This is a genomic window from Polyangium sorediatum (genome assembly GCF_029946465.1).
GTDB lineage: Bacteria > Myxococcota_A > Polyangia > Polyangiales > Polyangiaceae > Polyangium > Polyangium fumosum.
In genome coordinates this window covers 1-22,622 of sequence record NZ_JARZHI010000039.1, presented here as the reverse complement: position 1 = coordinate 22,622, position 22,622 = coordinate 1, and the positions used below count along the sequence as shown (strand labels likewise).

General features: G+C 68.0%; 18 protein-coding genes and 1 pseudogene. 9 read left to right on the top strand and 10 right to left on the bottom strand.

What is annotated here, in order from left to right; genetic code table 11:
- Window positions 1–9 precede the first annotated feature (9 nt).
- From QHF89_RS32205 to QHF89_RS32195, 3 genes are read right to left on the bottom strand one after another with little or no spacing between them, the layout of a single operon-like run.
- Window positions 10–1,191, bottom strand: a complete 1,182-nt coding sequence (locus QHF89_RS32205; protein ID WP_136971342.1) for a glycosyltransferase — start codon at window positions 1,189–1,191, stop codon at window positions 10–12.
- Window positions 1,188–2,138 carry an NAD-dependent epimerase/dehydratase family protein gene (locus tag QHF89_RS32200; RefSeq protein WP_284721189.1) on the bottom strand — a complete coding sequence of 317 codons (951 nt, stop codon included), beginning with the start codon at window positions 2,136–2,138 and terminating at the stop codon, window positions 1,188–1,190. The genes QHF89_RS32205 and QHF89_RS32200 overlap by 4 nt, the downstream gene beginning before the upstream one ends.
- Window positions 2,135–2,980, bottom strand: a complete 846-nt coding sequence (locus QHF89_RS32195) for a class I SAM-dependent methyltransferase (protein ID WP_136971340.1) — start codon at window positions 2,978–2,980, stop codon at window positions 2,135–2,137. Before QHF89_RS32195 ends, QHF89_RS32200 begins: the two co-directional genes overlap by 4 nt.
- 107 nt (window positions 2,981–3,087) lie before the next feature.
- On the opposite strand from QHF89_RS32195, the gene QHF89_RS32190 reads away from it, so the two are divergent.
- On the top strand, window positions 3,088–3,828 hold the full coding sequence (locus QHF89_RS32190) for a class I SAM-dependent methyltransferase (protein ID WP_284721188.1): 741 nt from the start codon (window positions 3,088–3,090) through the stop codon (window positions 3,826–3,828).
- Window positions 3,829–3,841: 13 nt separating this feature from the next.
- Window positions 3,842–4,768, top strand: a complete 927-nt coding sequence (locus QHF89_RS32185; RefSeq protein ID WP_136971338.1) for a glycosyltransferase family 2 protein — start codon at window positions 3,842–3,844, stop codon at window positions 4,766–4,768.
- Here QHF89_RS32185 and QHF89_RS32180 read toward each other — a convergent pair.
- From QHF89_RS32180 to xseA, 3 genes are read right to left on the bottom strand one after another with little or no spacing between them, the layout of a single operon-like run.
- Window positions 4,722–6,725 carry an amylo-alpha-1,6-glucosidase gene (locus QHF89_RS32180; RefSeq protein WP_136971337.1) on the bottom strand — a complete coding sequence of 668 codons (2,004 nt, stop codon included), beginning with the start codon at window positions 6,723–6,725 and terminating at the stop codon, window positions 4,722–4,724. The genes QHF89_RS32185 and QHF89_RS32180 overlap by 47 nt on opposite strands.
- Window positions 6,722–7,654, bottom strand: coding sequence for a shikimate dehydrogenase family protein (locus QHF89_RS32175; protein WP_136971336.1), 933 nt, complete (start codon window positions 7,652–7,654; stop codon window positions 6,722–6,724). The genes QHF89_RS32180 and QHF89_RS32175 overlap by 4 nt, the downstream gene beginning before the upstream one ends.
- The gene (gene xseA / locus QHF89_RS32170; RefSeq protein ID WP_284721187.1) at window positions 7,647–9,113 is read right to left on the bottom strand and encodes an exodeoxyribonuclease VII large subunit; all 1,467 of its coding nucleotides are present in this window, start codon (window positions 9,111–9,113) and stop codon (window positions 7,647–7,649) included. Before xseA ends, QHF89_RS32175 begins: the two co-directional genes overlap by 8 nt.
- A 380-nt stretch (window positions 9,114–9,493) precedes the next feature.
- Here xseA and accC point away from each other — a divergent pair, with 380 nt between their 5' ends.
- The gene (accC, locus tag QHF89_RS32165) at window positions 9,494–11,044 is read left to right on the top strand and encodes an acetyl-CoA carboxylase biotin carboxylase subunit (RefSeq protein WP_136971335.1); all 1,551 of its coding nucleotides are present in this window, start codon (window positions 9,494–9,496) and stop codon (window positions 11,042–11,044) included.
- Window positions 11,045–11,096: 52 nt separating this feature from the next.
- On the opposite strand, the gene QHF89_RS32160 is transcribed toward accC, so the two are convergent.
- Window positions 11,097–11,549, bottom strand: coding sequence for a hypothetical protein (locus tag QHF89_RS32160; protein WP_136971334.1), 453 nt, complete (start codon window positions 11,547–11,549; stop codon window positions 11,097–11,099).
- 289 nt (window positions 11,550–11,838) lie between these two features.
- Between QHF89_RS32160 and QHF89_RS32155 the strand changes: the two genes are divergently transcribed.
- The gene (locus QHF89_RS32155; RefSeq protein ID WP_136971333.1) at window positions 11,839–12,330 is read left to right on the top strand and encodes a hypothetical protein; all 492 of its coding nucleotides are present in this window, start codon (window positions 11,839–11,841) and stop codon (window positions 12,328–12,330) included.
- 28 nt (window positions 12,331–12,358) lie between these two features.
- Here the strand turns inward: QHF89_RS32155 and QHF89_RS32150 are convergent, their stop codons facing one another.
- Window positions 12,359–13,123: a bacteriophage T4 gp5 trimerisation domain-containing protein gene (locus tag QHF89_RS32150; RefSeq protein ID WP_284721185.1), complete on the bottom strand. Its 765-nt coding sequence runs from the start codon at window positions 13,121–13,123 to the stop codon at window positions 12,359–12,361.
- 82 nt (window positions 13,124–13,205) lie between these two features.
- Between QHF89_RS32150 and QHF89_RS32145 the strand changes: the two are divergent.
- Window positions 13,206–13,571: pseudogene (locus QHF89_RS32145) on the top strand (acetyl-CoA carboxylase biotin carboxylase subunit); the annotation flags it as partial.
- A 51-nt stretch (window positions 13,572–13,622) separates the two neighbouring features.
- Here QHF89_RS32145 and QHF89_RS32140 read toward each other — a convergent pair.
- The gene (locus QHF89_RS32140) at window positions 13,623–14,114 is read right to left on the bottom strand and encodes a hypothetical protein (protein WP_136971330.1); all 492 of its coding nucleotides are present in this window, start codon (window positions 14,112–14,114) and stop codon (window positions 13,623–13,625) included.
- A gap of 775 nt (window positions 14,115–14,889) precedes the next feature.
- On the opposite strand from QHF89_RS32140, the gene QHF89_RS32135 reads away from it, so the two are divergent.
- From QHF89_RS32135 to QHF89_RS32120, 4 genes are all read left to right on the top strand, one after another.
- Complete coding sequence (locus tag QHF89_RS32135; RefSeq protein WP_136971329.1) at window positions 14,890–15,237, top strand: DUF6968 family protein; 348 nt, start codon at window positions 14,890–14,892, stop codon at window positions 15,235–15,237.
- Between the two features lie 84 nt (window positions 15,238–15,321).
- Window positions 15,322–21,858: an SIR2 family protein gene (locus QHF89_RS32130; RefSeq protein ID WP_136971328.1), complete on the top strand. Its 6,537-nt coding sequence runs from the start codon at window positions 15,322–15,324 to the stop codon at window positions 21,856–21,858.
- A gap of 184 nt (window positions 21,859–22,042) precedes the next feature.
- Entirely contained in the window at window positions 22,043–22,210 is a 168-nt protein-coding gene (locus QHF89_RS32125; protein ID WP_284721184.1) for a hypothetical protein, read from the top strand.
- 3 nt (window positions 22,211–22,213) lie between these two features.
- A complete protein-coding gene (locus QHF89_RS32120; protein ID WP_284721183.1) occupies window positions 22,214–22,384 on the top strand; it encodes a hypothetical protein in 171 nt (56 codons plus the stop codon).
- Window positions 22,385–22,483: 99 nt separating this feature from the next.
- On the opposite strand, the gene QHF89_RS32115 is transcribed toward QHF89_RS32120, so the two are convergent.
- Window positions 22,484–22,622: transposase domain-containing protein (locus QHF89_RS32115; RefSeq protein WP_136971326.1), on the bottom strand; the 139-nt coding region annotated here is incomplete at its 5' end.

Sequence of the window (22,622 nt, the reverse complement as noted above, 5' to 3'; positions counted from 1 at the left end):
CAAAAGCGTTTAATCGAGAGACCGACGCAGAGCAAGCGCGGCTAACGCGTCGTAGTGCGCCTCCAGCGTGACGGCGAGCTTGCGCGCGTCGTAGGTCGCGAGCGCCTTCTGCCGCGCCGCCTCGCCCATACGCGCGCGGAGCGATACGTCCTTCGCGAGGCGCACGAGGCCCGCGGCGAGGCCCTCCTCGTCACGTTCGGCGTAGAGCAAACCGCTCTCACCATCGACCACGATCTCCGGGATCCCCGCGTGACGGCTCGCGACTGCGGGCAAGCCCGTCCCGGCGGCCTCCACGAGCACCGTGGGCACACCTTCCTTGTCGCCGTCCGCCGCCGTCACCGAGGGGCAGAGCATGAGATCACTCTCGCGCATCACGACGGCGGGATCGGTCTTCGGATCGAGGATCTCGACGTGGGGCCCGAGCCCGAGCTCCTCGATGAGCGCGCGCAAGGGCGCGCCGAGCGGCCCAGGCGCCGGGAGCCAACGCACGCGCAGATCCGCGCCCGCGGCCCGCGCCCGAAACACGGCGCGGAAGCCATGGGCAAATCCCTTCTTCTCGATCTCGCGGCCACACATCACGACCGAGAGCGGCCCTGTGCGATCAGCGCGCGGCGCTGGGCGGAAGCGCTCGAGGTCCACGCCATTCGGGTGGATGCGCAGCTTCGACGCGGGGCAGCCGAGCCGCTCGAGATCGTCGCGCATCGCGGTCGAGAGCACGAGCACGAGATCACTGCCCTCGAAGAGCGCGCGCTTGCCGAGGATGTAGTGCCAGTAGCGCCGCAGGTGCTTCCGCGGTTCGAGGAGGATGCCGACGTCACCGCCGTAAAACGAGGTCACCACGGGCAACCCGAGCTTCTTGCCGTACACCGCGGCGATGAGCCCATTCGTGCCGAACTGACCATGCAGCACCGTCGCGCGCGTCTCCTGCAGCGCCTGCATCCACGCCGGATCGAGCGTGAGCCTCCCGTGCAGCGGGCGGAGCGCCTGGCCGATCTTCGAAGGCTGCCTTCGCCCGAGGATCCGCGGCTCGGTCCAGGGGAATCGCTCCTCGTTGGCGACGCGGTTGCAGAGCGTGATCGCCTGGTACCGCGTGAGGGAGCGCATCTGGTTGAAGAGGAACGTCTCGGTGAACGAAAACGCCGTCCCGAGGAGGAACGCGACGGCGGGGCGCGCGGGCGCGGGGCCGCTCACTTGGAACGCTCCTCCCGGGCTGCGTCGATCGTGCGATCGATGCCCTCCTCCAGCGAGACCTCGGCCTTCCACCCGAGCCGCGCCTCCGCGGGCGCGGGATCCCCGTAGTGCGCTTCGGGCTCGTCCGCGGGGCGCGCCGTCGCGCCGAGCACGGGCCCGCCCTGCGCCGGCTGGATGCGATCGACGACGAGGCGCACCACGTCGGCGACTTGCCGCGGCACGCCCGTGCAGAGGTCGATCACGCGCCCCACGGCGTCGGGCGCCGTCGCGGCGAGGGCCACTGCGCGGGCCACGTCGCCCACGTACACGAAATCGCGCCGCTGGAGGCCGTCGGTCATCGGGAAATCTCGACCTGCGAGGCAAGCGGCGATGAGCGCAGGCAAGAGCTGCCGCGGCTGCGCGCCCGGCCCGTACACGAGGTACGGCCGCAACACGACGGCCGAGAGGCCCTGGTCACGCAGCGGCCCGAGCACCATCGCGTCCGCCTCGGCCTTCGTGCGCGCATATGGCGTCCGCGGCGCGACCTCACCTTCCGCGTCATGCGGCGAAGGAAGCTTGCCGTATACGTCGCTCGTCGACACCACGACGAGCCGCGCGCCCAGCTCGATCGAAGCCTCCGCGAGCCCACGCGTCACGCCCACGTGGAGCGCGCGCATCGCCTCGACCTCGTCCTCGGGAGCACGGGCGCGCGCGTCGGCCGCCAGGTGGATCACGACCTCGGGTTGCGCCCGCGACATCTCCGCGCGGACCGCCTCCGCCGCGCCGAGATCGACCCTGCGAAGCTCCGTGCGATCGAGCCGCGTCCCGGCCACGCGAAAGAGCCGCCCGAGCTCCGAGCTCGGCCGCGCGAGGAGCGTCAGGCGCGCTTCCTGGTCGAGCAGCGCTCGTGTCACGTGCGCGCCGAGGAACCCCGTCGCGCCCGTGATCAGCACGCGGAGGCGGCTCACGGCCGGCCCTTCGTTCCCTTCGCCTCGACGTACACGAAGAGGTTCACGCTCGTCTCCTCGCGGAAGAGCCCCCGCGCATACCGCTTCGCCTTCCACCACGAAAACTCACCCGGGAGCCGCTGCCGCCCCGCGGCGAACGCCTCCCGATCCAGGTCCACGATCCGCAGCCGGAGCCCCGGCCTGCGCGACGAAAGCGCCCGCAGGATCCGCACGACGCGGCCCTTCGTGATGTACTGGATCGTGTCGAGACCCGCCGTCGGCTTGCCGACCGCCCGCAGGTAGGCGCGCGCGAGCGGCCGCGGGAAGAGCGGCAGCCAGGGCAGCCGGTAATGCCCCTCGAAGGTCCCGCGGTAGTCCGGGCAGCGCAGGTGGATCCCGCCGCCCGCCCGCGTCACGCGCACGAGCTCCGCGAGCACGCGGTCGACGTCCTGCACGTGCTCGATCGTCTGGTAGCTCGTCACGCAGTCGAAATCGTCGTCGGGAAACGGGAGCGCTTCGCCCACGCCGTCGTGGAAGCGGCTCATCCACGCGGCAGGGTACCCGCGCTCCTTCGCCTTCATCCCGTTGAAGGTGTGTTTCCACCCCTCGGGATCGATCCCGACCATGTCGTAGCCGTGGAGCAGCCCGTAGAACACGGCGCTCCCGCAGCCCGAGGCCATGTCGAGGATCCGCTTCGCCGAGGGCAGCGCGGCCTCGATCGTGTCGAAGCGATGCTTCGAGTTCGTATCGTCGGCCATCCACGCTTCGACCACGCCGTCGAGGAACGAGCGCGGCGGCAGGCCGAACCACGCGCTGTATTCACGTTCGAGCTCGGCGCGCAGGAAATCGCGGGCAGCGGACATAAGCGATGCCCGGGTATAGGGCCCCTCGCCGATCGATGCAACCGCGCGCGGCGCCGAGGGGCCCTCGTGACTTGACGCATCGGAGCGCGCGTGGCACTCGGGCCCCCGTGGCGCGTGACGAGGCCCGCGCGGCGGGCGAAGGCGACGAAGCGGAGGAGATACGCCGCTTCTACCGCGAGCGTTTCCTGCCGCAGAACGCGTGGTGGCCGATCCTGCCGCACGCGTACCTGTGCCAGCGCCAACGCCAGCGCCGCATCCGCCAGTCCTTGCAGGAGATCGGCGTCGCCTCCTTCGAGGATCTCCGCGCGCTCCGGGTGCTGGAGGTCGGCTGCGGCGGCGGCTCGAACCTCGCCTGGCTCGTCGAGATGGGCGCAGATCCCACCGGGCTCGTCGGCGTGGACCTCGTGCCCGAGCGGATCGAGCAGGCACGGCAGCGCTGCGCAGGCGTCCGTTTCCTCGCGGGCAACATCCTCGAAACCGACGTAGGCGGACCCTTCGACGTGGTGCTGCTCTTCGCGGTGCTCACCTCGGTCACGAACGCCGAGACGAAGCAAAAGATCATGGAGAAGTGCTTGTCGCTCCTCCGCCCCGGGGGCGCCTTGCTCTTCTACGACCTCATGACCCGCCGCGAGGATCCGGGGACGCCGAACTACAAGAAGCTCACGTACGCGGAGTTCGAAGGGTACCTCGGCGGCCGCCGTCCCCGGTATTTCAAGCGGGACTACCTCCGGCGTGACGTCGCCGAGCGTATCGTCCCCCTGCCCCGCGTCGGGCTCTTCGCCGCCGAGGTGCTTCAGGCGATCGGCTGGTTCAACATCGAGGCGACCTTCGCGCACGTGCGCGCCTGAGCCCCCTCTCCGCATGAACGCACCTGCTTCGAGCGCGCCGCTCCTCACGATCGGCATCACCTGTTACGCCGAGGGCGACTGGCTGCTCGACTGCTGGAACAGCGTCCTCGCGCAGACCGATCCCCGCTGGTGCGCCGTGCTCGTGATGGATGGAACCGAGCACGCGCGGACCCGCGAGATCTTCCACGCGCTCGAGCACCCGCGCCTCGTCAAGTACGCGATGCCCACGAACATGGGCCCGTACCCGACGCGCAACAAAGCCTTCGAGCTGACCGAGACGCCGTTCCACTTCTACGTCGACGGCGACGATCAGCTCGTGCCGAGCAGCGTCGCGCTCGTCCTCGACACCTTTGCGCGGCACCCCGACGCGGCCTTCGTCTACGGCGACAACGAGCGCTTCGGCGCTTACTCGCTCGTGCACAAGCACCGGCGCGAGGTCACGTGGGACGACTTCATCACGGGACAACCCACGCCCGGCCCCTGCGCCTACCGCAAGGATCTCTGGATCGAACTCGGCGGATACACGGACGAACTCGCGCGCGGCAACGGCGACTACGACTTCCTCATCGGCGCCGCCGAGGCCGGCCGACGTGGCTACCACTGCGGCGAGATCCTCTACCGCTACCGCGTCGGCAACGCCGCGAAGGTCTCGAAGAGCTACGACCGCGTCTACCACGAGACGCACGAGATCATGGTGAAGCGGCACCCGCGCTTCTTCGCGGATCCCGCGCGGCGGGATCGTTTCCTCGCCCTCGCCTACCTGCGCGCGGCCGAGGCGAACCTCGCCGTCGATCCAGGAAGGGCGCGCGAGCTCGCGCGGAAGGCCATCGACCTCGGCCTCCGCTTCGATACGCGCCCGTGGAAGACCCTCGCGAAGGCGGGCCTCGCCGAGCTCAGCCGAGCACGTTCTTCCAGGCGCGGAGCAGCTCCGCCACGCTGAAGGCCTGCGCCGGCCCGCCGTTCGGCGAGAACGGCATCACGCCGCTCGCGAGCTCGGGCACCTGCCCCACGGCGATGTCCCGATCGGCCGCCGCCGCGATCAAGTCCGGCAGCTCCACCACGAGCGGATCCTCCGCCGGCAGCACGCTCCGCACGGCGCGCGCGTAAAACCCGAGCAACCACGGCCAGGCCGTCCCCTGGTGGTACGAGGCGTCGCGCTCGAACACGTTGCCGCCGTAATACCCGCGGTACGACGCGTCCGAAGGCGCGAGCGTCCGCAGCCCCGCGGGCGTCACGAGCTCGGCCCGCGCCCGCGCGATCGTCGCGCGCGCCTGCTCCGGCGAGAAGCAGGCCGGATCGATCGCGAGCGCCAGGATCGCGTTCGGCCGGATCGACGCGTCCACGAAGGCGGTCTCGCCCGTCAGCGTCTCGGAGATCACGTCGAACGGGTACGACGTCTGCTCGCACCAGAACCGCGCGTGGAACGCCGCGCGCGCCCGCCTGCAGGCGATGTCGGCCCGATCGGCGAGCGAGCCTGCGCCCGCCGCGTGCGCGAGCCGCGCGAGCGTGTGGCAGCCGCGCGCCCACAACGCCGAGAGCTCGATCGCGCAGCCCACGCGTGGCGTCACCGGGACGCCGAACGCGCGCGCGTTCATCCACGTCGGCGCGTCGCCCGGCTTGCCCGCGGCGAGCAGCCCATCCGCCGTCACGCGGATCCCGTTCGGCGCGTCGCCGCGCAGGATCGCCTCGAACGACGCCGTCATCCCGGGCACGAGCTCGGTTTGCAGGAAGGGATCCGACGCGCCGAGCACATCGGCAAAACACCGCGCCGCCTCGAAGAGCCAGAGCGTCGCGTCGGCGGACGCCGTGTCCGCGCGGCCGTCTTCATCGGCCCTCCGGCTCGGCACGAGCCCGCCTTGCATGCTGGCCACGATCCCGCGCGCCACGCGCTTTGCTTCTTCGATCTTGCCCGTCGCGAGGTAGAGCCCCGGCAGCGCGATCAAGCTGTCGCGCCCCCAGCCCTCGGCCCACGGATACCCCGCGACGATCGCCGGCTCCGGCGCGAGATCCGCGCGGTAGAGCTCCGCCGCGACCGTGAGCTTGCGTTCGAGCGCGGGCACCGAGAGGCCCGGGTCCTCGGCTTCGAGCGCCGCCGTCGTGGCGGCGATGAGCTCCTCGGGTTTGCCCTCGGGCAGCTTCTCCACGCCGACGACGAGGAAGCTCGGCGTGCCCGATCCATCCGCGCGGATCTCGAACACGCCCGGCGTCCAGAGATCCTCCTGGAACTCGAGCCCTCGATCCCGTTCGAGCAGGTACTCGAAGCGCCGCCACCAATCGGGCGAGCCCACGAACGTGCCTTCGTCGTAGCGGAAGCAGAGCTTCGGCAGCGCACGCATCGGGCGCACGCGCATCTCGCCGGCGCGCAGCTCCACGCGTTGCTCCATCGCCCCGTGCTCGCGCATGAGCGCGTGCATGTGGCGCATCGCGAGCAGCGGCCGCAACGTGATCATGACCGGATGCGGCCCGCGCCACGTGTAACGCAGCACCACGGCGTTCTCGCCGCGCACGAGCGAGAGCAGCACTTCGAGCTCGCCGCCCGCGACGCTGTAGGTCCAGCGCGGCACCGGATCCTGATCGAAGCGGTCGAGGTAAAACGGCCCGCGCTCCGGGTTGACCCCCGGGAACTGGTGCGTCGCGAGATCCCACACCCCGCGCGGCGCGAGCGACTTCACCGCCACGTCGACGTGCGAGAGGACGACGTGCCGCGCGCGCGGCGGCTCCAGCGCGGCGACGAGCAGGCCGTGGTAGCGCCGCGTGTGCATGTTCGCGATCGTCGAGCTCGCGTACGCGCCGGCGCCGTTGCTCGCGACCCACTCACGGAAGAGCGCGCGGCCGAGATCCCGCCGCACATCGACGTGCGGCCAGATCGACGCGCCCGGAGCGTCGCTGCCGCTCATACCGTGTGCCCTCCCCGATCGAGCGCGCCCTCGGCGGCCCGCCGCATCACGTCGAGCGGCGGCTCTTGCCCGGTCCACAACACGATCGAGCGGGCAGCTTGTCGCACGAGCATCCCGAGTCCGCCTTCGGCCTGGATGCCCCGGGAGGCGGCGGCGTGCAGGAACGGGGTCATTCTTGGGGTATACACGACGTCGTACGCGAACGCGTCGCTTCCGAGATCGTCCCAAGGAACGACATCCCGGACCGACTCGCCCGGGTCCTTGCCGAGCATGCCCGCGCTCGTGGCCTGCACGACGAGCGAGGCGCCCCGCGCGAGATCCCACCACTGGAGCCGGAGGGCCTGCGAGGCGAAGCTATCGGGCGCGGGCTCGCCCGGCCCGGGCCAGGGCAAGGGCAACGCCCCCATCCGCCGCACCTGCTCGGCCGACGGCGAGGTCTCGACGTTCTCCGACCGCGCCCACGAGCGCGACGTCACCGCGATCAATTTGAACCCCAACCGCTTGCAGGCGGCGACGGCCGCGACCCCCGCCCCGCCCCCGCCGATGACCATCGCCCGCTTGCGCGACGCGTCGGGCGCGAGCGCGGCGATGTCGTCCGCGAGGGCGTCCGCGTCCGTGTTGTAGGCGCGGAGCCGGCCGTCCTCGCCGCGGCAAAGCACGTTCGCCGCGCCCGGCTCGATCGCGCTCGAATCGACCTCGTCGGCGTGATCGAGCACCGCGCGTTTATGCGGCAAGGTCACGTTCACCCCGCCGAGCGCGCCCGAGCGCAGCTCGTCGAGGACGGCGACGAGCTCGGCCGCGGTCGGCACGTCGATCGCCCGGTACACGTGCGGCAGCCCCAGCGACGCGTACGCGACCGTGTGGATCACCGGCGAGAGCGAGTGCGCGATCGGATGCCCGAGGACGGCGAAGACCCTTCCCTCAGCCATCACTCCCATCGCCTTCCGCCGGATCGATCACCGCCGTCACCTCGGCGCGCAGCGCGCCCTCGTGCACCCGCACCGTGATGGACTCGCCCACGGCGACCTCCTTCGCGGCCCGCACCGCTTGCCCCGACGTCGTCGTCGCGATGGCGTACCCACGGGCGAGCACGCCGAGCGGCGAGAGCGCGTCGAGCCGCGCCGCGTGCCGCCCGAGCGTCGTCCGCAGCCGCTCGACCCGTCGGCGCTCGGCCGCCACGAGCCGCACTTCGAGCGTCCCCGTCGCCGCGCGCGCCCCGGCGATCACCGCCCGCGGGTGCCGCGCCGCGAGCCGCCGCTCGATCTGCCCGAGCTCTTCCTTGCGCCGCGACGTCGACCGCTCCATCGCACGTTCGAGCCGCATCGTCGCCTCGTCGAGCCGCTGCTGCCGCTCGGCGAGCAGATCCCCGGGCGAGCCGATCGAGCGCGTGAGCCTATCGACGACCACACGCCGCCGCTCGATCGCCTGCCGCGTGGCGCGCCACATGCGCGTGACCAGGTGCCGGAGCTGCTTGCGCCGCTCCACCCGATCCGCGACGAGCATCTCCGCGGCCTGCGAGGGCGTGGCCGCGCGCGCATCGGCCGCGAGGTCCGTGAGCGTCACGTCGACCTCGTGCCCGACGGCGCTCACGACCGGCACAGGGAAACTCGCCACCTTCCGGACGAGCGCCTCGTCGTTGAAAGCGGAAAGATCCTCGGCCGATCCGCCGCCACGCCCGAGGATCACGACCTCGACGTCGGGCACACGCGCGAGCTGATCGAGCGCGCGGGCCATCGACTGCGCGGCCCCCGGCCCTTGCACCGTCGCCCGCGCGAGCAGGATCCGCGGCGCGCCGCGCCGGAACGACACGGTCACGATGTCGTGGATGGCCGCGCCGTTGCCGCTCGTCACGACCCCGATCACGGCCGGATCCGCGGGCAACGCGCGTTTCCTCTCGGGCGCGAAGACCCCCTCCCCGGCGAGCTTCTGCTTGAGCCGCTCGAGCGCTTCGAGCAACGCGCCGCGCCCGGCCGGTCGCACATCCGACACGGAGAACTGGAGATGTCCCCGCGGCGCGTACACCGTCGCGCGCCCGGTCAGCACCACACGCGCCCCGTCCGCGAGCAGCTTCCGCGCCCGCGGCGCGGCCGTCTTGTACATGACGCAGTTGATGAGCGCGTCCTCGCGCTCATCCTTCAGCGTGAAGTACGCATGCCCGCTCGAATGCAGCCGGAAGCCACCGACCTCGCCGAGGACCCGCACGTCCTGCGTCGCGGTCTCGACGACACGGCGGAGCCGCTGATCGAGCGCAGCCACGGAGAGGACCTCAGGCTCCTCCTCGGCGCTGCGGGTAGGAAAGGAGCTCCCCCGAGGCTGGTAGGCCGCCATCTCATCGGAGCCTCCTGCCTCGTGGAAGGAGAGCCCGGGGCCCGATTCGCGTCGCTGCACGGGGGGCGATGGGTAGCTCGTAACGGCCCCGAGGGAAAGGGATTCGTTGCACGGAGCTGGGGCGTCGCCCCAGGCCCCAGCAGGGGGCTGTCCGCCCCCTGCACCCCGGACCAGCCAGGGGCTGGACCCGGGGTTGAAAAACTGCGCTCCGCGCAGTTTTTCAAACAGGCCGACGAAGAAGCCGGCTTGCCAGCCGAACCCGCCACGCGGCTGTCTTGGTGGGCAACGTCGTTGCTGGTCTTGACCCGGGCCTGTTCGATGAACTGCGCATCGCGCAGTTCATCGAGCTTGGGTCCAGCCCCTGGCTGGTCCGGGGTCGAGGGGGCGGACAGCCCCTCGCGGGGTCCGGGGCGGAGCCCCGGTGCGCAGCGCCGGTGCGCATGCTCAGCCACCCTCCCGGCCCGAGCCGTGCTACGTGGGCGTCCGTGATCCGCAAGGTCCTTATCGCCAACCGCGGCGAGATCGCCGTCCGCATCATCCGCACGCTGCATGAGATGGGCATCGCCGCTGTGGCCATCTACAGCGAAGCTGACCGTAAATCCCTGCATGTGAGGCTCGCCGACGAGGCTTACTGCATCGGGCCGGCGCCTGCGCGTGAGAGTTACCTCTCGATCGAGCGTGTGCTCGATGCTGCGCGCAAATCCGGCGCCGACGCGATCCACCCCGGTTACGGCTTCCTCTCGGAAAAGAGCGAGTTTGCGGAGGCCTGCGAGCGCGCTGGCATCGTGTTCATCGGCCCCCCGTCCCGCGCGATGGCCGCGATGGGCTCGAAGACTGCCGCGCGCGCCAAGATGGCCGCGGCTGGCGTGCCGATCACGCCGGGCGGCGACGCGTCCACGGTCGAGGAAGCGCGCGCGACGGCTGAGCGCGTCGGCTACCCGGTGTTGATCAAGGCTGCGATGGGCGGCGGCGGCAAGGGCATGCGTCTCGTGCACAACGCGGACGAGATGCCGAGCGCGTTCGAGCGCGCCCAGAGCGAGGCCGCGCGCGCGTTCGGCGACCCGACGGTCTACATCGAGAAGGCGATCCTCCGGCCGCGGCACGTGGAGATCCAGGTGATCGGCGATCGCCATGGCAACATGGTCCACCTCTTCGAGCGCGACTGCTCGATCCAGCGCCGGCACCAGAAGGTCGTCGAGGAGACGCCCTGCCCCGTGGCGACGCCCGAGCTCGTCCGGCGCATGGGCGAGGTCGCGGTGAAGGGCGCGCTCTCGGTCGGTTACTTCTCGGCCGGCACATTCGAGTTTTTGCTCGGCGAGGATGGGAGTTTTTACTTCCTCGAAATGAACACGCGCCTGCAGGTCGAGCACCCGGTCACGGAATGGATCACGGGGACGGACCTCGTGGCCGAGATGGTGCGCGTGGCGGCGGGCGAGCGTCTGTCCTGGCAGCAGGAGGAGATCGTGCGTCGCGGGGCGTCGATCGAATGCCGTATTTACGCGGAGGATCCGATTGGCTTCCTGCCGAGCCCCGGCAAGATTGAAGCGCTCCGCGTGCCCGCGGGCCCGTGGGTGCGCGACGACGGCGGCTTTTACGAGGGCGCGACGGTGCCGAGCCATTACGACCCCTTGGTGTCGAAGGTGAGCGTATGGGGGCCGGACCGGAAGACGGCGATCCAGCGCATGCGCCGCGCGCTCTCGGAGTACGTGGTGACGGGCATCAAGACGAACATCGTTTTCCACGAAAAACTGCTCGCGCATCCGGCGTTCGTGGAAGGCCATTACACGACGGGCTTCATTGAAGAGAACAAGGAAGCGCTGCTCGGCTATTCGGACGTGCGCGAAGAGGACGAGGCGACGCTGGCCGCGGCGATTGCGGTGGCGGCGGCGCGGGCGGAGCGGAAGGCGCAGCGGACGGAGGGGCAGGCGCTGGAGGATCGCGGGCGGCTGGCCCCGTGGGTGGAGCAGCACCGGGGGCGGGTGTTGCGGTAGGCAGCGTCGCCCGGCCCCTCTCCCTTGCGGGAGAGGGGCGGGAGAGGGTTGATCAGCCGGCGGACTCGCTCGGCGCCTCCTCGTTGGCGCGCGCCTTCTCCTTGGTCGCGACGGCCTTGAGCGCGGGCGCGGACTGGTAGGCGAGCAGCTTCTCGAAGGGAGCGAGGATCTCGGCGCCGTCGGGGGAACGATCGGCGCGGCGGCGGATCTGCTGCACCATCTCGCCGAGGCGCATGGCGATTTCGTGACCCCGCATGAGGCGGGTCTCGTGGAGGAGCTCGAGGAGCTTCTCGACGGCGGGCAGGACCTCGTCGAGGCGCTGAACGTCGGCCCAGAGCGCGGCGACGATCTGGGGCTCGTCGGGATGGATGCACGCGCGCTTGAGCGCGACCGGCGACGCCGAGATGACGTTGTCGATGGCGACGGGGTGCCCCTCGCGGAGCTTGGTCAAGCGGCTGATGTGCTCGGGCGTGATGTCGACGAGCTGCAGATCCGAGAGGTGCAAGAAGACGACGGGGCGGGGGGATGACGGCGAGGGGGGGACGGGGCGGGGCCGAGCCTCCGTAGGCACGAGGACGTGTCTTCAAGCATGCATCGCCGTTGCGCCGGAGCTGCGCTGCGCCGACGAACCCACGACGCGCTCTGTCTCGCCGACTTGCCCGTCGAGGCTCGTGTACACGACGCCTTCGCGCGCTACGCACGGCATCAGACGTCCGCTGAACGATCCCCAAATTCGCGCCATCCACGTGTGAAATCGTGTACCTTCAGCCGCCCAGGCCGCAGGGGAGTCTCCCATGAAGCGTCGCGGACCGTTCATTGCCATCGCCGTTGCCGTCACCGTCATCATCGGCGTCGCTCTGCTGCCGCAGCGCGCGGGTTCCGAGGCATCCGCATGGAGTTCCTGCGCGGACATGGACGATGTGTTCGCGATGTGCTCCACCGGCGTGAAGAACGGGGAGTGCTGGGGCGTGCCGGACGAGTTCGCGGATGCGTGCGAGGCGGGATGCGTACTGGGGTTGTGCGCCGATCAGGTGACGTGCACCGAGCGCAATCCCATTTGGTGCGCCCCCTGCAACGATATGCACGGCGGGCCCTTCTGGAACATCACGGATCAAGCCGAGATCCGTTGTGACTACAAGTTCGGCATCCCTCGATCCGGCGTGGACAAGCAAGCAGACGGAGCCTACCACGCGTGCTACCTAGCAGAAGTCGCAAGGAGCTGCCCAGCGCTCGCCGGCACAAATTGGTGGGAGCGGTTCCGGGCTGCAATGGATAAGAAGCAGTAGCCGCACGACGCAGCAAGCGGACGCACGGTCACGGGAGGTCGCCGCCATACCCCCCTGGCTCCTCACGAATACCACCCGCACCGTCGTGGGGCGCGAACTTGAAATCGCCGCTCGCAGCGCCACCGACCGTGACGATGGTGCCACCTGTCGGGCTTTCGCCCGGTCCGCTTAAACCACCGTCGACATCCAAGCAAATGATGCTGGGCGAGACCTGCAACTTGCAGGCTGGATCGAGATGATTCGCACGGATGATCTCTGTGCAGCGGGCACGATTCCACGCGTCGCCCTCCTGGTCGATGATCGTCGGATCATCCCGTCCCAGGGGAAGTGGCACGTCGCCTTGTAATTGCCGAGGACAAATGAGAACCCCATTGCACTGAACTGCAACGCCGACACGGAAACTGTTCGAACGCTTGTGAAAGCCCTCGATCCTCTTGGGATTCTTGCAATCATCATCGATGCAGGCTGATACGAACACACTGCAGAGGATCAGCATGAGCCCGATGGTGCGCACTCTCATGTGTCGTCTCTGCCTCCCAAGTCGGCTTGGTCGTGCTCCCGTCGAATACCTGACGAATCCTACGACTCTCCGGCGCGGGAAACAATCATGAAGAGGCCAGGAGGGGTCCCACGCGAACCAGGTGGTTCGCTCCTCGACGCCAACGCGTGAGTTCGCGCTGGTCGTCACCGTCTCGAAGCGGTCGTTGCCTGCGTGCGTCGCCATGTCCCGCCCCGCGTGGAGGCTCATCCGCTCGCGTTCCTTCGTGTCGTCGAAGGCGATCTCGTTCTTCACCCCGCCGCCCGGGATTTGATCGTGCCGACGCTGGCCGCGCCCTTCGCGTCCGCAGGCGGAAGGTTCTGCCCGCTATAACGACCCGCTCGTCTCGAAGGTGAGCGTATGGAGCCCGGACCGGAAGACGGCCATTCAGCGCATGCGCCGCGCGCTGTCGGAATACGTGGTGACGGGCATCAAGACGAACATCGTCTTCCACGAGAAGCTGCTCGCGCACCCAGCCTTCGTGGAAGGTCGCTACACGACGGGCTTCATTGAAGAGAACAAGGAAGCGCTGCTCGGCTATTCGGACGTGCGCGAGGAGGACGAGGCGACGCTGGCCGCAGCGATTGCGGTGGCCGCGGCCAGAGCGGAGCGGAAGGCGCAGCGGACGGCGGGGCAGGCGCTGGAGGATCGCGGGCGGCTGTCCTCGTGGGTGGAGCAGCACCGGGAGCGGGTGTTGCGGTAGGCGCATCGCCCGGCCGCTCTCCCTTGCGGGAGAGCGGCGGGCGAGCGTGGATCAGCCAGTCGGCTCGCTCGGCGCTTCCTCGTTGGCGCGCGCCTTCTCCCTGGTCGCGACGGCCTTGAGCGCGGGCGCGGACTGGTAGGCGAGCAGCTTCTCGAAGGGCGCCAGGATCTCGGCGCCGTCGGGGGAGCGATCCGCGCGGCGGCGGATCTGCTGCACCATCTCGCCGAGGCGCATGGCGATCTCGTGGCCCCGCACGAGGCGGGTCTCGTGGAGGAGCTCGAGGAGCTTCTCCACGGCGGGGACGACCTCGTCGATGCGCTGGACGTCGGCCCAGCTCGCGGCGAGGGCCTGGACCTCGCCCGGATGGAGCGCCGCGCGCTGGAGAGCGAGGGACGAGGCGGTGACGATGGTCTCGACAGCCACGTGATACCCGTCGCGGAGCTTGCTCAGACGGCTGATGTGGTCGGGCGTGATGTCGACGAGGATGAGGTCCGAGAGATCAAAGACCTGATCGTTCGGCTTGGGATGCTTGGGATCGGACATGGAAGGACTCCTCCCCGAATGCGGGGGGCATAGGGATGTACTGTCAGGCTGCATGATTGCAGCGCGCGTGTTGGATGAGGTCGTGTCTTCAAGATTAGGGGCCGAGCAAGAAAACGACGGGGACGGGGGCGCGGGGGGATGACGGCGAAAGGGTGACGGGGCGGGGCCGAGTCTTCGGAGACACGAGGACGTGTGGCGGGAAAGGAGGAGGTCGGGGCGGCGGGGGTTGGAAGCGATGGGGAGGGGAGGCGGGGTCGTTGGGGCGACGGACGGGCGAATCTGGGGAGGGGGACGAGGGCGTTGTCGACGGGATGCGACCTCGTTGCTGGGGTGGACGGAGGCGTGCCGTTTGGAACGGTGAGGATGCGGCGTCAGGACACGACGTCATGAGTGCAGAGACAAGGCCAGGGACAGACGAGGGCCAGGGCGAGCACACCTCGGCAGCGAAGGCGAGGGGCTCCAACGTGGACCGACGTGATCGGCGCAAGTAAACTCCCCCAAGGGGAGGGGTCATGCAACGGATCACGAGTCTTGGAATCGTCGTATTTTTTATAACAGTCTTTTTCCCGTCGCCGGAGGCGGCCGCAAATGGAGGCAACGACTGCCCACCGTCGAGCGTAGCGGGGCGATGCGAAGACCGATGCATCGAGCAATACGATCGAGACGAGGCAGATTGTCGACGATTGCCCAAAAACAGTCGTCAGGCCTGCTTTAACGAGGCCATGCGGCGGCTGGCAAACTGCATGGCCAAGTGTCCGGATAGGTCGAAGAACGGATGCAAGAAGTAATCGCTGAAAGGCAACTGGACTTCTATTCGCCGCGAGGCCGACGGCCGAAGAAGGTCATCGTCCGCATCGGGAAGGCCGAGCTCGACGAGACGGGCGAGAACTGGCGCGCGCCCATCGAGATCCTTGGGCCCAAGGTCGGCCAGGTCTTCCGGAGTCGGGCGTCCGGTGTTGACTCCATGCAGGCGGTCATCGGGGCCATATGGCTCGTCCCGGTCCTTCTTCGGACCCTCACGAACGACACGGGCGGGCGGCTGGAATTCGAGGGGAGCGCCGATCTCGGCTTCTACATGGAGCCGCATGAGGCTTTCAAGCCCCCCGCATCCGCGAAGGAATGAGGCCGCCGTAAATCCTCAAGACGCGTAGCACGCTCCGCGATGAACTCGCAGGGCTGCTCGTAGTTCGCTACCCTCCCACCTGCCATGCTCAGCGCTTTCACGCGCATCGCCGTCGTCCAACTCGCGTACCACCCGGCGATCCTCCTGCAGATGCGCTCGCCGCTCGAGGATCCTGGTGGCGTCAAGCCTCTTCTGCCGTCCGACGTCCCCGCGACGCTCGTCAAGCCGTTCGACGATCTTCGTCTCCGCATCCGGACCGCGTACACGGCGTTCTCGCTTCGGCGAGTCCAGGCCATCCTCGAGGCGTGCCGCGGCTGGGGCGTGCGTCTCGTCGTCTTCCCCGAGTACAGCATCCCCTGGGGCATCCTCGAAGACGTCGCGCAGGCAGCACGCGACATGGTCGTCGTGGCGGGGACGCACATGGTCGACTTCGAGGTGCTCGAAGCGGGCATCTACGAGCGCCTGGGTTGGTCCAGCAACGCCTTGCCGATACCCCGGCAGGCGGTCGCCCCAGTGCTCTGCCGCGGCAAGCTCCTCGCGCTCTCGCCCAAGTTTCACCCCGCAACGGCCGTCGGCGAGGAGATCGAGGCCGGGACGTCGTGGGCCCCCGTCGGTCTTCCCGAGAACATCGTAGGGCCGATGGGCGTCATGGTGTGTCTTGACTTCCTCCACCGCGAGAACGCCGAGCACCGGGCGCTGGTCACGGAGCCGCTCGCGCAATGCAGATTCCTCGCAGTGCCCAGCTTGACCGGGAAGCACACGGTGGGTGAGTTCGCGGCGAAGGCTTGGGAGGAGGCGAAGCGGTACGGGAGGCCCGTGCTCTACACGAACCAGGCGGAGCATGGTGGGACGTCGATCTTCGTGGACGAAGAGAAGCACTCGGACGTCCGGCCATTCCCTGAGCACGTGGGCCGCTTGGAGCCCGGGGAGGAGGGCGTCGTCGTCGCGGATGTGGACCTCGGGTTCGTGCGCACGGGAGGCTCGACGCGTTACGACGCCCGCAGACCTGTACGCCCGTTTGCTGCGGCGACGCTCGTCTACCGCGCGCGCCCCGAGGACGACGCATATGCGGCATGGATCGAGGAAACGGCCCCGCTTCTCGCGGCGAAGGACATCTCTACGCTGCGAACGCTCAAGCAGCGTGTGGAGGCAAGCGCCACGGTCCGACAGAGCGCAGCCGGTAACGACATTGCCATGTCGCGCAGGGAGCGCCTGTCGCGGCTCATCAGGGATCTACGCCTGGTGTCGAACGTCGACGAGATCGGACGGCTCACGCGCGAGGTCGTGCTGCCTTCAGACATCGTTCCGTTCGACACGATGTGCGCTGCCCTCGCAAAGGGCGCTGCTGAGGCCATGCAACCGTGGCTTGTCGAGCATCCAGATCTGGGGCCGGACGTCGCGCGGCTGCGAAAGGCCGCGAGTGTGCTCGATCGCGGTACGTGGACGGATGCGGGAGGAGCTGCGATCGAGTCGGTTGTCGCAGGAATACGAGACGCAGGCAGAGTGGCAGAATCGCAGGCGCACGTGTCCGCACGGGTGCTGCTTCTGGAGGGAATTCACCCGACGGCACTCGACGTGCGGAAGCACGGAGGGCTGGTCTTCACGTTTCGCGCCAGGCCTGCCGAGTTGCTAGAAGCGGCACGCGCTCACGAGGCGGCCCCAAAGCATGGTTTTGGCGATCTGTACCTGCGCGAGGCGGAGGAGGTGTACCAGCTTGCCCTCGCCGAAGGAGCGACGGGGCTCGCGGTCGTAGGGATCTGGGCGGAAGCGCCCGTGGCCGGCGATCTCTTTGTGCTCGTGCCTCGGGGCGATCGATGGACCGCGTGGACGAGCGCGACCGATCGGTGGGTGGAAACGAAGCGTACGGTGATTGCGGAGGGGCTCGGCTCGTTTGGGATCGAGCTCGAAGGGATCGAAATTCTGACGAAGGCAGATCGCAAAGAGCGAGCGCGCGCCCTCCTACCGCGCTTCGCAGGTGCGCAGACGCGGATCGATGACCGCGTGGAAGAGCGCCTGCGTGAGGTGGGAGGGCAATTCGTCGAGCCGGCGGTGTGCGTCGATGGCTCCGAGCCCGAGCCTGCGCTCGCCGCGATGGAGAGGTGGCTCGCCGAGGGGGGGCCAACCGCGCTTTTGCTCGGCGAGTTCGGGACGGGCAAGTCGACCCTGCTCGCCCGCTGGGCGCAGGAGCGATGGCGCGCGTCCACAGGACCAGGGGCCCTTCTGGTTAACCTTGCGGGTGCGGACACGCACATGGTCGCAGAGCAGCTCTTGCTCGACGCCGCGGGCGTGTCCGACGATTCCGCGAATCGCGCTGCCTTGGCATTACTCGTGCGCTATCAGATGCTCGTCCCGTGCTTCGATGGTTTCGATGAAATGGCGACGCGAGTCGGGGAGGCCGAGCTGAGCGGCCGACTGGCAGGGCTGCTCGGGGTTGCTCGGGGAGGCGGACGGGTGGTGCTCTCGTGTCGCGATCACTACTTCCCCACGGAAACCGGACTGCGCGCGACGGCGGAGCAAGCGCTCGGGTCCTCGGCGGGCGTCATTCGGCGACTCGTGCTGCAGCTCTTCGATCAGTACCGAGTTAATGCACTCGTCAGCAGGGTCAAGGATGGGGAGATCGCGACACGAACAGCGTTGGCGCAGCTCGATCGGACGTATGATCTCGGTGATCTGGTAAGGCGCCCGCTGCTGCTTGGCATGGTACTGACGACGCTGGACAGGCTCGACCCTCATGCGCGCGTCGGTACAGCGGACGTTTACGAGGCATACCTTGCCAGGTGGCTCGAACAGACTCGCTCCAGGGATCCCGAGTGCTTTACCGACGCCCAGAAGATCGCGTTTGCCGAGGCGCTTGCAGAAGAGCTATGGCGCACGGGAAAGAAGAGATGCTCGTTGGTGGAACTGCGGAACTCGGTGCGGGAGCGACTTTCCAGAGAGCTGCCTGACGACATGCCGCGGGAAGCAGCCTACTTCGAGATACAGGGCGGCGCGTTCTTCGTGCGTGAGGGAGATGAGCACTATCAATTTGCACACAAGTCGTTGCTGGAATACTTTCTGGCGAGATCGCTCGTCAGAACCCTGCCGATGAAGCCGGTGGAGGCCCTCACGACGAAGCGGCTCACGCCCGAGGTAGCAGCTTTCGTAGGCGAGGTGCTGCGTCGAGGAGGAGAACCGAAGGACGCGGCAGCGGTGCGGGTGATTCAGGACTGGTTGCGCAAGGGTAGGGGAACCGACCCTACGGCCACGGCCGGAGCGGCGGCGAATGCGCTGCTCTTGTTGCTCGGACTTGGGCGATGGGCGAAGGAGCCGGAAGGGTGGGCGCCCGAGGGAGCGGACCTGCGTGGAGTGCGGCTCGCGGGTGTAGACATGCAACGAATCGCGCTCACAGGTGCCCGCTTCGATGGTGCCGATCTTACGGGCGCCGACCTCCGAGGCGTCATGCTGGCCGCCGCGACCTTGAATGGAGCACGACTGAGGGGCGTGCGTCTTGATGAAGCGGTGCTCCAACGCGCAAGCGCACGAGAAGCAGATTTCACCCAGGCGGAGGCGCACGGGGCCGATCTCGAAGGGACCGATCTGTCGGGGTCGGTGCTACGGCAATCGACGTGGACAGCATGCCAGTGGGAAGGGGCTTGCTTGGATGGGGCCGACGTAACGGCTTGCATTGCCCCGGGAGCGCCGTCCGGCAACGCCACGATCGGGGCCGACGCTGCGAGCCCAACGATGCTCGTCGAGCGACGGCGCATCTGCTCTGCCAAAAGTCCCGAAGGCCGGTACCTGGCGAGCGCTGAAGTAGACAACGTGATTCGCATCCGAGACTGCTCGACAGATCGAGTCCTCGCAAGCTTGATGGCACCGGACGCCGTGACGCGTTCCATGACCTGGGATCCTTCGGGTACGCGGCTTGCTGCCCTTGGAGAGCGAGGGTTCGTCGCCTCGTGGGACGGAGTTGTCCCGAGGCTCGTGGCGCAATTCGAGGGCACTGCCGAGAGGCTCTCGTTCAGCCCAGATGGAACCAAGCTAGCCGGTTCGTTTATTACTGGCGAACACCTCTTGGTTTGGGATGCCGTAAGCGGTAGGCAGCTCATCGCGCGTGAAGCATGGGCCCTCGATATGGCCTGGCATCCGCGTGCCCACATCCTAGCGCACTGTGGCCACAGCGTGGAAGTGCTGGACGTGGCGTCCGGGGCGTCGTTCGAGATCGCGGAGTACAGGTCGTGGCGGCGCGCTTTGCTTTGGAGCCCAGACGGCCGTTTTCTGGCTGGAACTTACTCGGAGAACTCGGGAGGGTGCGCCGCCCAGATCTGGGATGTGGAGCAGCGAAAAGAGATTTGGCACTTCTACCTCGGGGAGGATACCGGACGACTCGCCTGGCAACCTGATGGCCGGCTATTCGTGGATACGGAAGGGGAGCGAACCATCTGGGACGGTCGGGACATACGTCGGGAGAACGCGACGGGTATCGAGCACCAAAGTCCGGATGAGCTCATCCTAGACTCCAGGGCTTCCTTTTTCGAGTCCTTTGCGGACCCGATCACCACCCAAGCCATCCGGTGGGATCCCCAAGGTGCTTGGCTTGCCATCGAAGACGGAAGGCAAAAAATCCGCATCTGGAACGCGAAAACAGGCAGAGAAGCGCTCGTCATCGCGGATGCGCATGGATCGGTCTGGAGCCCCGACGGGGCACGGCTCGCCGCATTTGCGGCTCCAGTGCGCAGCGAGGACGAAGATAAGGTCATTCCCGGGCTGCGAATCTTCGACGCCACAAGCGGGGCTCTGCTCCTTTACGTTGGTACCCCGTCGTTCGGACCATCTGAGTCGCTCCTGAGCGCATGGCCCGAGGAGGAAACCCTCGTTGCGGGGACTGTCCGCCGCATGGGCACCATTTACCTTGGTCGTAATGGCGACGGCAAGTTCGCCCTGATGCCCACGGACGAGCTCCCCGGATGGCATCCGGCTTGGGCGCTGAGCCCGAACTGCAAGAAGCTCGCACGCGCCTACCGGCGCGGCTCGTGGGAGGGGCCATCCGAGATCGACGTATTGGATTTCCAGACAGGGCAGCGCATAGCTCTGAAAGAGGTCCCCGAGCCGGCGAATGTCCTCGTATGGCACCCATTGGGAGAGCTAATTGCCGGAGCCACCCCCTCGGGATATGTACGAATATGGGATGCGGTAACCGGACGTCTGCTTGGTAGGGCACGAGCCTCCGAGGACCAGGTCGCGATGGCGTGGCATCCCGATGGTACATCGCTAGCAACGACTGATACCAATGGCTTAGTCATGCTTTGGGACACATCTCCCTTAGCGCCGAAGATACGCCGGGCGGTAACCGCCTGTCGTATTCGCGCGCTCGCGTGGCATCCGAGTGGGAAATGGCTCACGGGCCTGGCGTTGAATGACGTGGTTCACCTGATAAATCCTTCAACGCTGGAGACGGTCGCCGCCATCGAAATCTCTCCAAGCTCCCTACTCACCCGGACTGCGGAAGGGTTTTACGTTGCAAGTGGCAATTCCGAGCGGATCGGGCTTGCGCTCCATCACCCCCATCCCAGCTCAGGTGCCGCGCTGTACCTTCCCTTGGCCGGATTGGGCGACGTCCTCTCCAACCCTGCCAAGGTCGAATCCGCTCTTGTTGGCGACATCTCTGGGAACGGCCTCTCCCAGGAACTCGCGAAGCGCGGCTGGGACCAGGGCATTCCGTGGGATGGTCAGCGGCATTGCGTTCCCACCGCGTTTGCTACTCCCAACGCCCTCGCCGCCTTTTTACCTCCCCAAAGTCCACCGATGTCCTCCGTCAAGCTCCCCCGCCTCCTCCTCGAAGCCTACCGCAATGGCAAACTCGCCCTCTTCGTCGGCTCCGGCCTCTCGCTCGGCCGCGACGTCGCGGGAAGTTTCCCCACCTGGTCCCAGCTCCCCGAGCGCCTCCTCGACGCCTGCGCTCGTTACGATGCGCTGGACGGCGACGTGATCGCTGCAAAGAGGGCGCTGTTCAAGCCCGGCATGCGGCTCGAGAACATGCTCGCGGAGCTCGGGGCCTTGCGGACCGCACTTAGTCGGGACTACCAGAGCGCCCTTAACGATATCTTTCGCCCTGAAAACGCTGCGCCTGGCGAAGCCCATCGCGCGCTCGTCAGCCTCGGGAGCCGGGCCATTCTCACGACGAATTACGACCAGCTCCTCGAAGGCGTGCCCGAGACTCAGCGGCGCCAGCCATATACCTGGAAGGACGCCGATCGGGCGCTGGGCGACTTGCGCGCGGGCCGGAAGGTGCTCCTCAAGGTCCACGGAACGGCGGAGCACCACGATACGGTCGTGATGTCGGAGGTCGAGTACAACCAAGCACGTGCCGACCGCTCCTATCAGGCCGTGCTGAGCTTCCTGCTCCAGGATCACGTGATGCTCTTCGTGGGCTACGGCATGAACGATCCGCTCGACCTCGATCTTGCCTTGAAGGGCAACGCGGACGCGTTCCGGACCTCGGCACAGCGGCACTACGTGTTGCTCAAGGGGCCTTCCGATGCGGATCGGGATCGGATCGAGCGAGAGTACAACGTCCGCGTGATTCCTTATGCAGAGCATTCGGAGATTCCCGCGATCCTCCGAAGCATCGCGGACGCGTGACACAAGGGGGCCACGCCGGCCGTGCTCGCAGACGTCGCTTGCACCCGATGGCCGCCCCATCCGTGCGAGCCCGTTGTGGCTCCACGTCTCACGCGTAGTTCGCTACCCCCCCGTCTGTCATGCCCAGCGCCTTCACGCGCGTCGCCGTCGTCCAGCTCGCGCCCCCCCGGCGCTCCTCATGCACATGCGCTCGCCGCTCAAGGATCCGGGGGGCGCAAGGCCTCTTCTCCCGCCGAACGTCCCCGAACCCCTCCTCAAGCCGCGCGAAGACCTCCGCCGCCGCATCCGGACCGAGTACACAACGTTCGTCCTCCGGCGGGTCCAGGCCATCCTCGAGGCGTGCCGCGGCTAGGGCGTGCGTCTCGTCGTCTTCCCTGAGTACAGCATCCCCTGGGACATCCTCGAAGAGGGCGCGAAAGCCGCAAACGACATCGTCGTCGTCGCAGGGACGCATATGGTCGACCTCGATGGGCTCGACGCTGGCATCTACGAGCGCCTCGGGTGGCCAAGGGACGCCTCACCGTAACCGCCCGGCCAACTACATCCCCCAGCGCCGCGCCCGGCACCGGCGCTGTCCGCGCCCCGGCCGGGTCTGTCGACACTCGCGCGGCGCTCTCGCCGCCCGTCAGCCTTCCGGCGTCGCCAGGCCTGGCTTCCAGACGTTCGGCAGCAGCTCATCGAGGCGGTCCTTGGGCCAGCCTGATTGCAGCTTCTCGATGACGTCTGTCAGGTAGGCGAGCGGATTGACGCCGTTCATGTGGCAT

Excerpts from the sequence above, each read along its gene's own strand:
- QHF89_RS32195 (WP_136971340.1), bottom strand. The coding sequence starts at position 2,980 with ATGTCCGCTGCCCGCGATTTCCTGCGCGCCGAGCTCGAACGTGAATAC.
- QHF89_RS32185 (WP_136971338.1), top strand. The coding sequence starts at position 3,842 with ATGAACGCACCTGCTTCGAGCGCGCCGCTCCTCACGATCGGCATCACC.
- QHF89_RS32180 (WP_136971337.1), bottom strand. The coding sequence starts at position 6,725 with ATGAGCGGCAGCGACGCTCCGGGCGCGTCGATCTGGCCGCACGTCGAT.
- QHF89_RS32175 (WP_136971336.1), bottom strand. The coding sequence starts at position 7,654 with ATGGCTGAGGGAAGGGTCTTCGCCGTCCTCGGGCATCCGATCGCGCAC.
- accC (WP_136971335.1), top strand. The coding sequence starts at position 9,494 with ATGCTCAGCCACCCTCCCGGCCCGAGCCGTGCTACGTGGGCGTCCGTG.
- QHF89_RS32155 (WP_136971333.1), top strand. The coding sequence starts at position 11,839 with ATGAAGCGTCGCGGACCGTTCATTGCCATCGCCGTTGCCGTCACCGTC.
- QHF89_RS32140 (WP_136971330.1), bottom strand. The coding sequence starts at position 14,114 with ATGTCCGATCCCAAGCATCCCAAGCCGAACGATCAGGTCTTTGATCTC.
- QHF89_RS32135 (WP_136971329.1), top strand. The coding sequence starts at position 14,890 with ATGCAAGAAGTAATCGCTGAAAGGCAACTGGACTTCTATTCGCCGCGA.
- QHF89_RS32130 (WP_136971328.1), top strand. The coding sequence starts at position 15,322 with ATGCTCAGCGCTTTCACGCGCATCGCCGTCGTCCAACTCGCGTACCAC.
- QHF89_RS32125 (WP_284721184.1), top strand. The coding sequence starts at position 22,043 with ATGCGCTCGCCGCTCAAGGATCCGGGGGGCGCAAGGCCTCTTCTCCCG.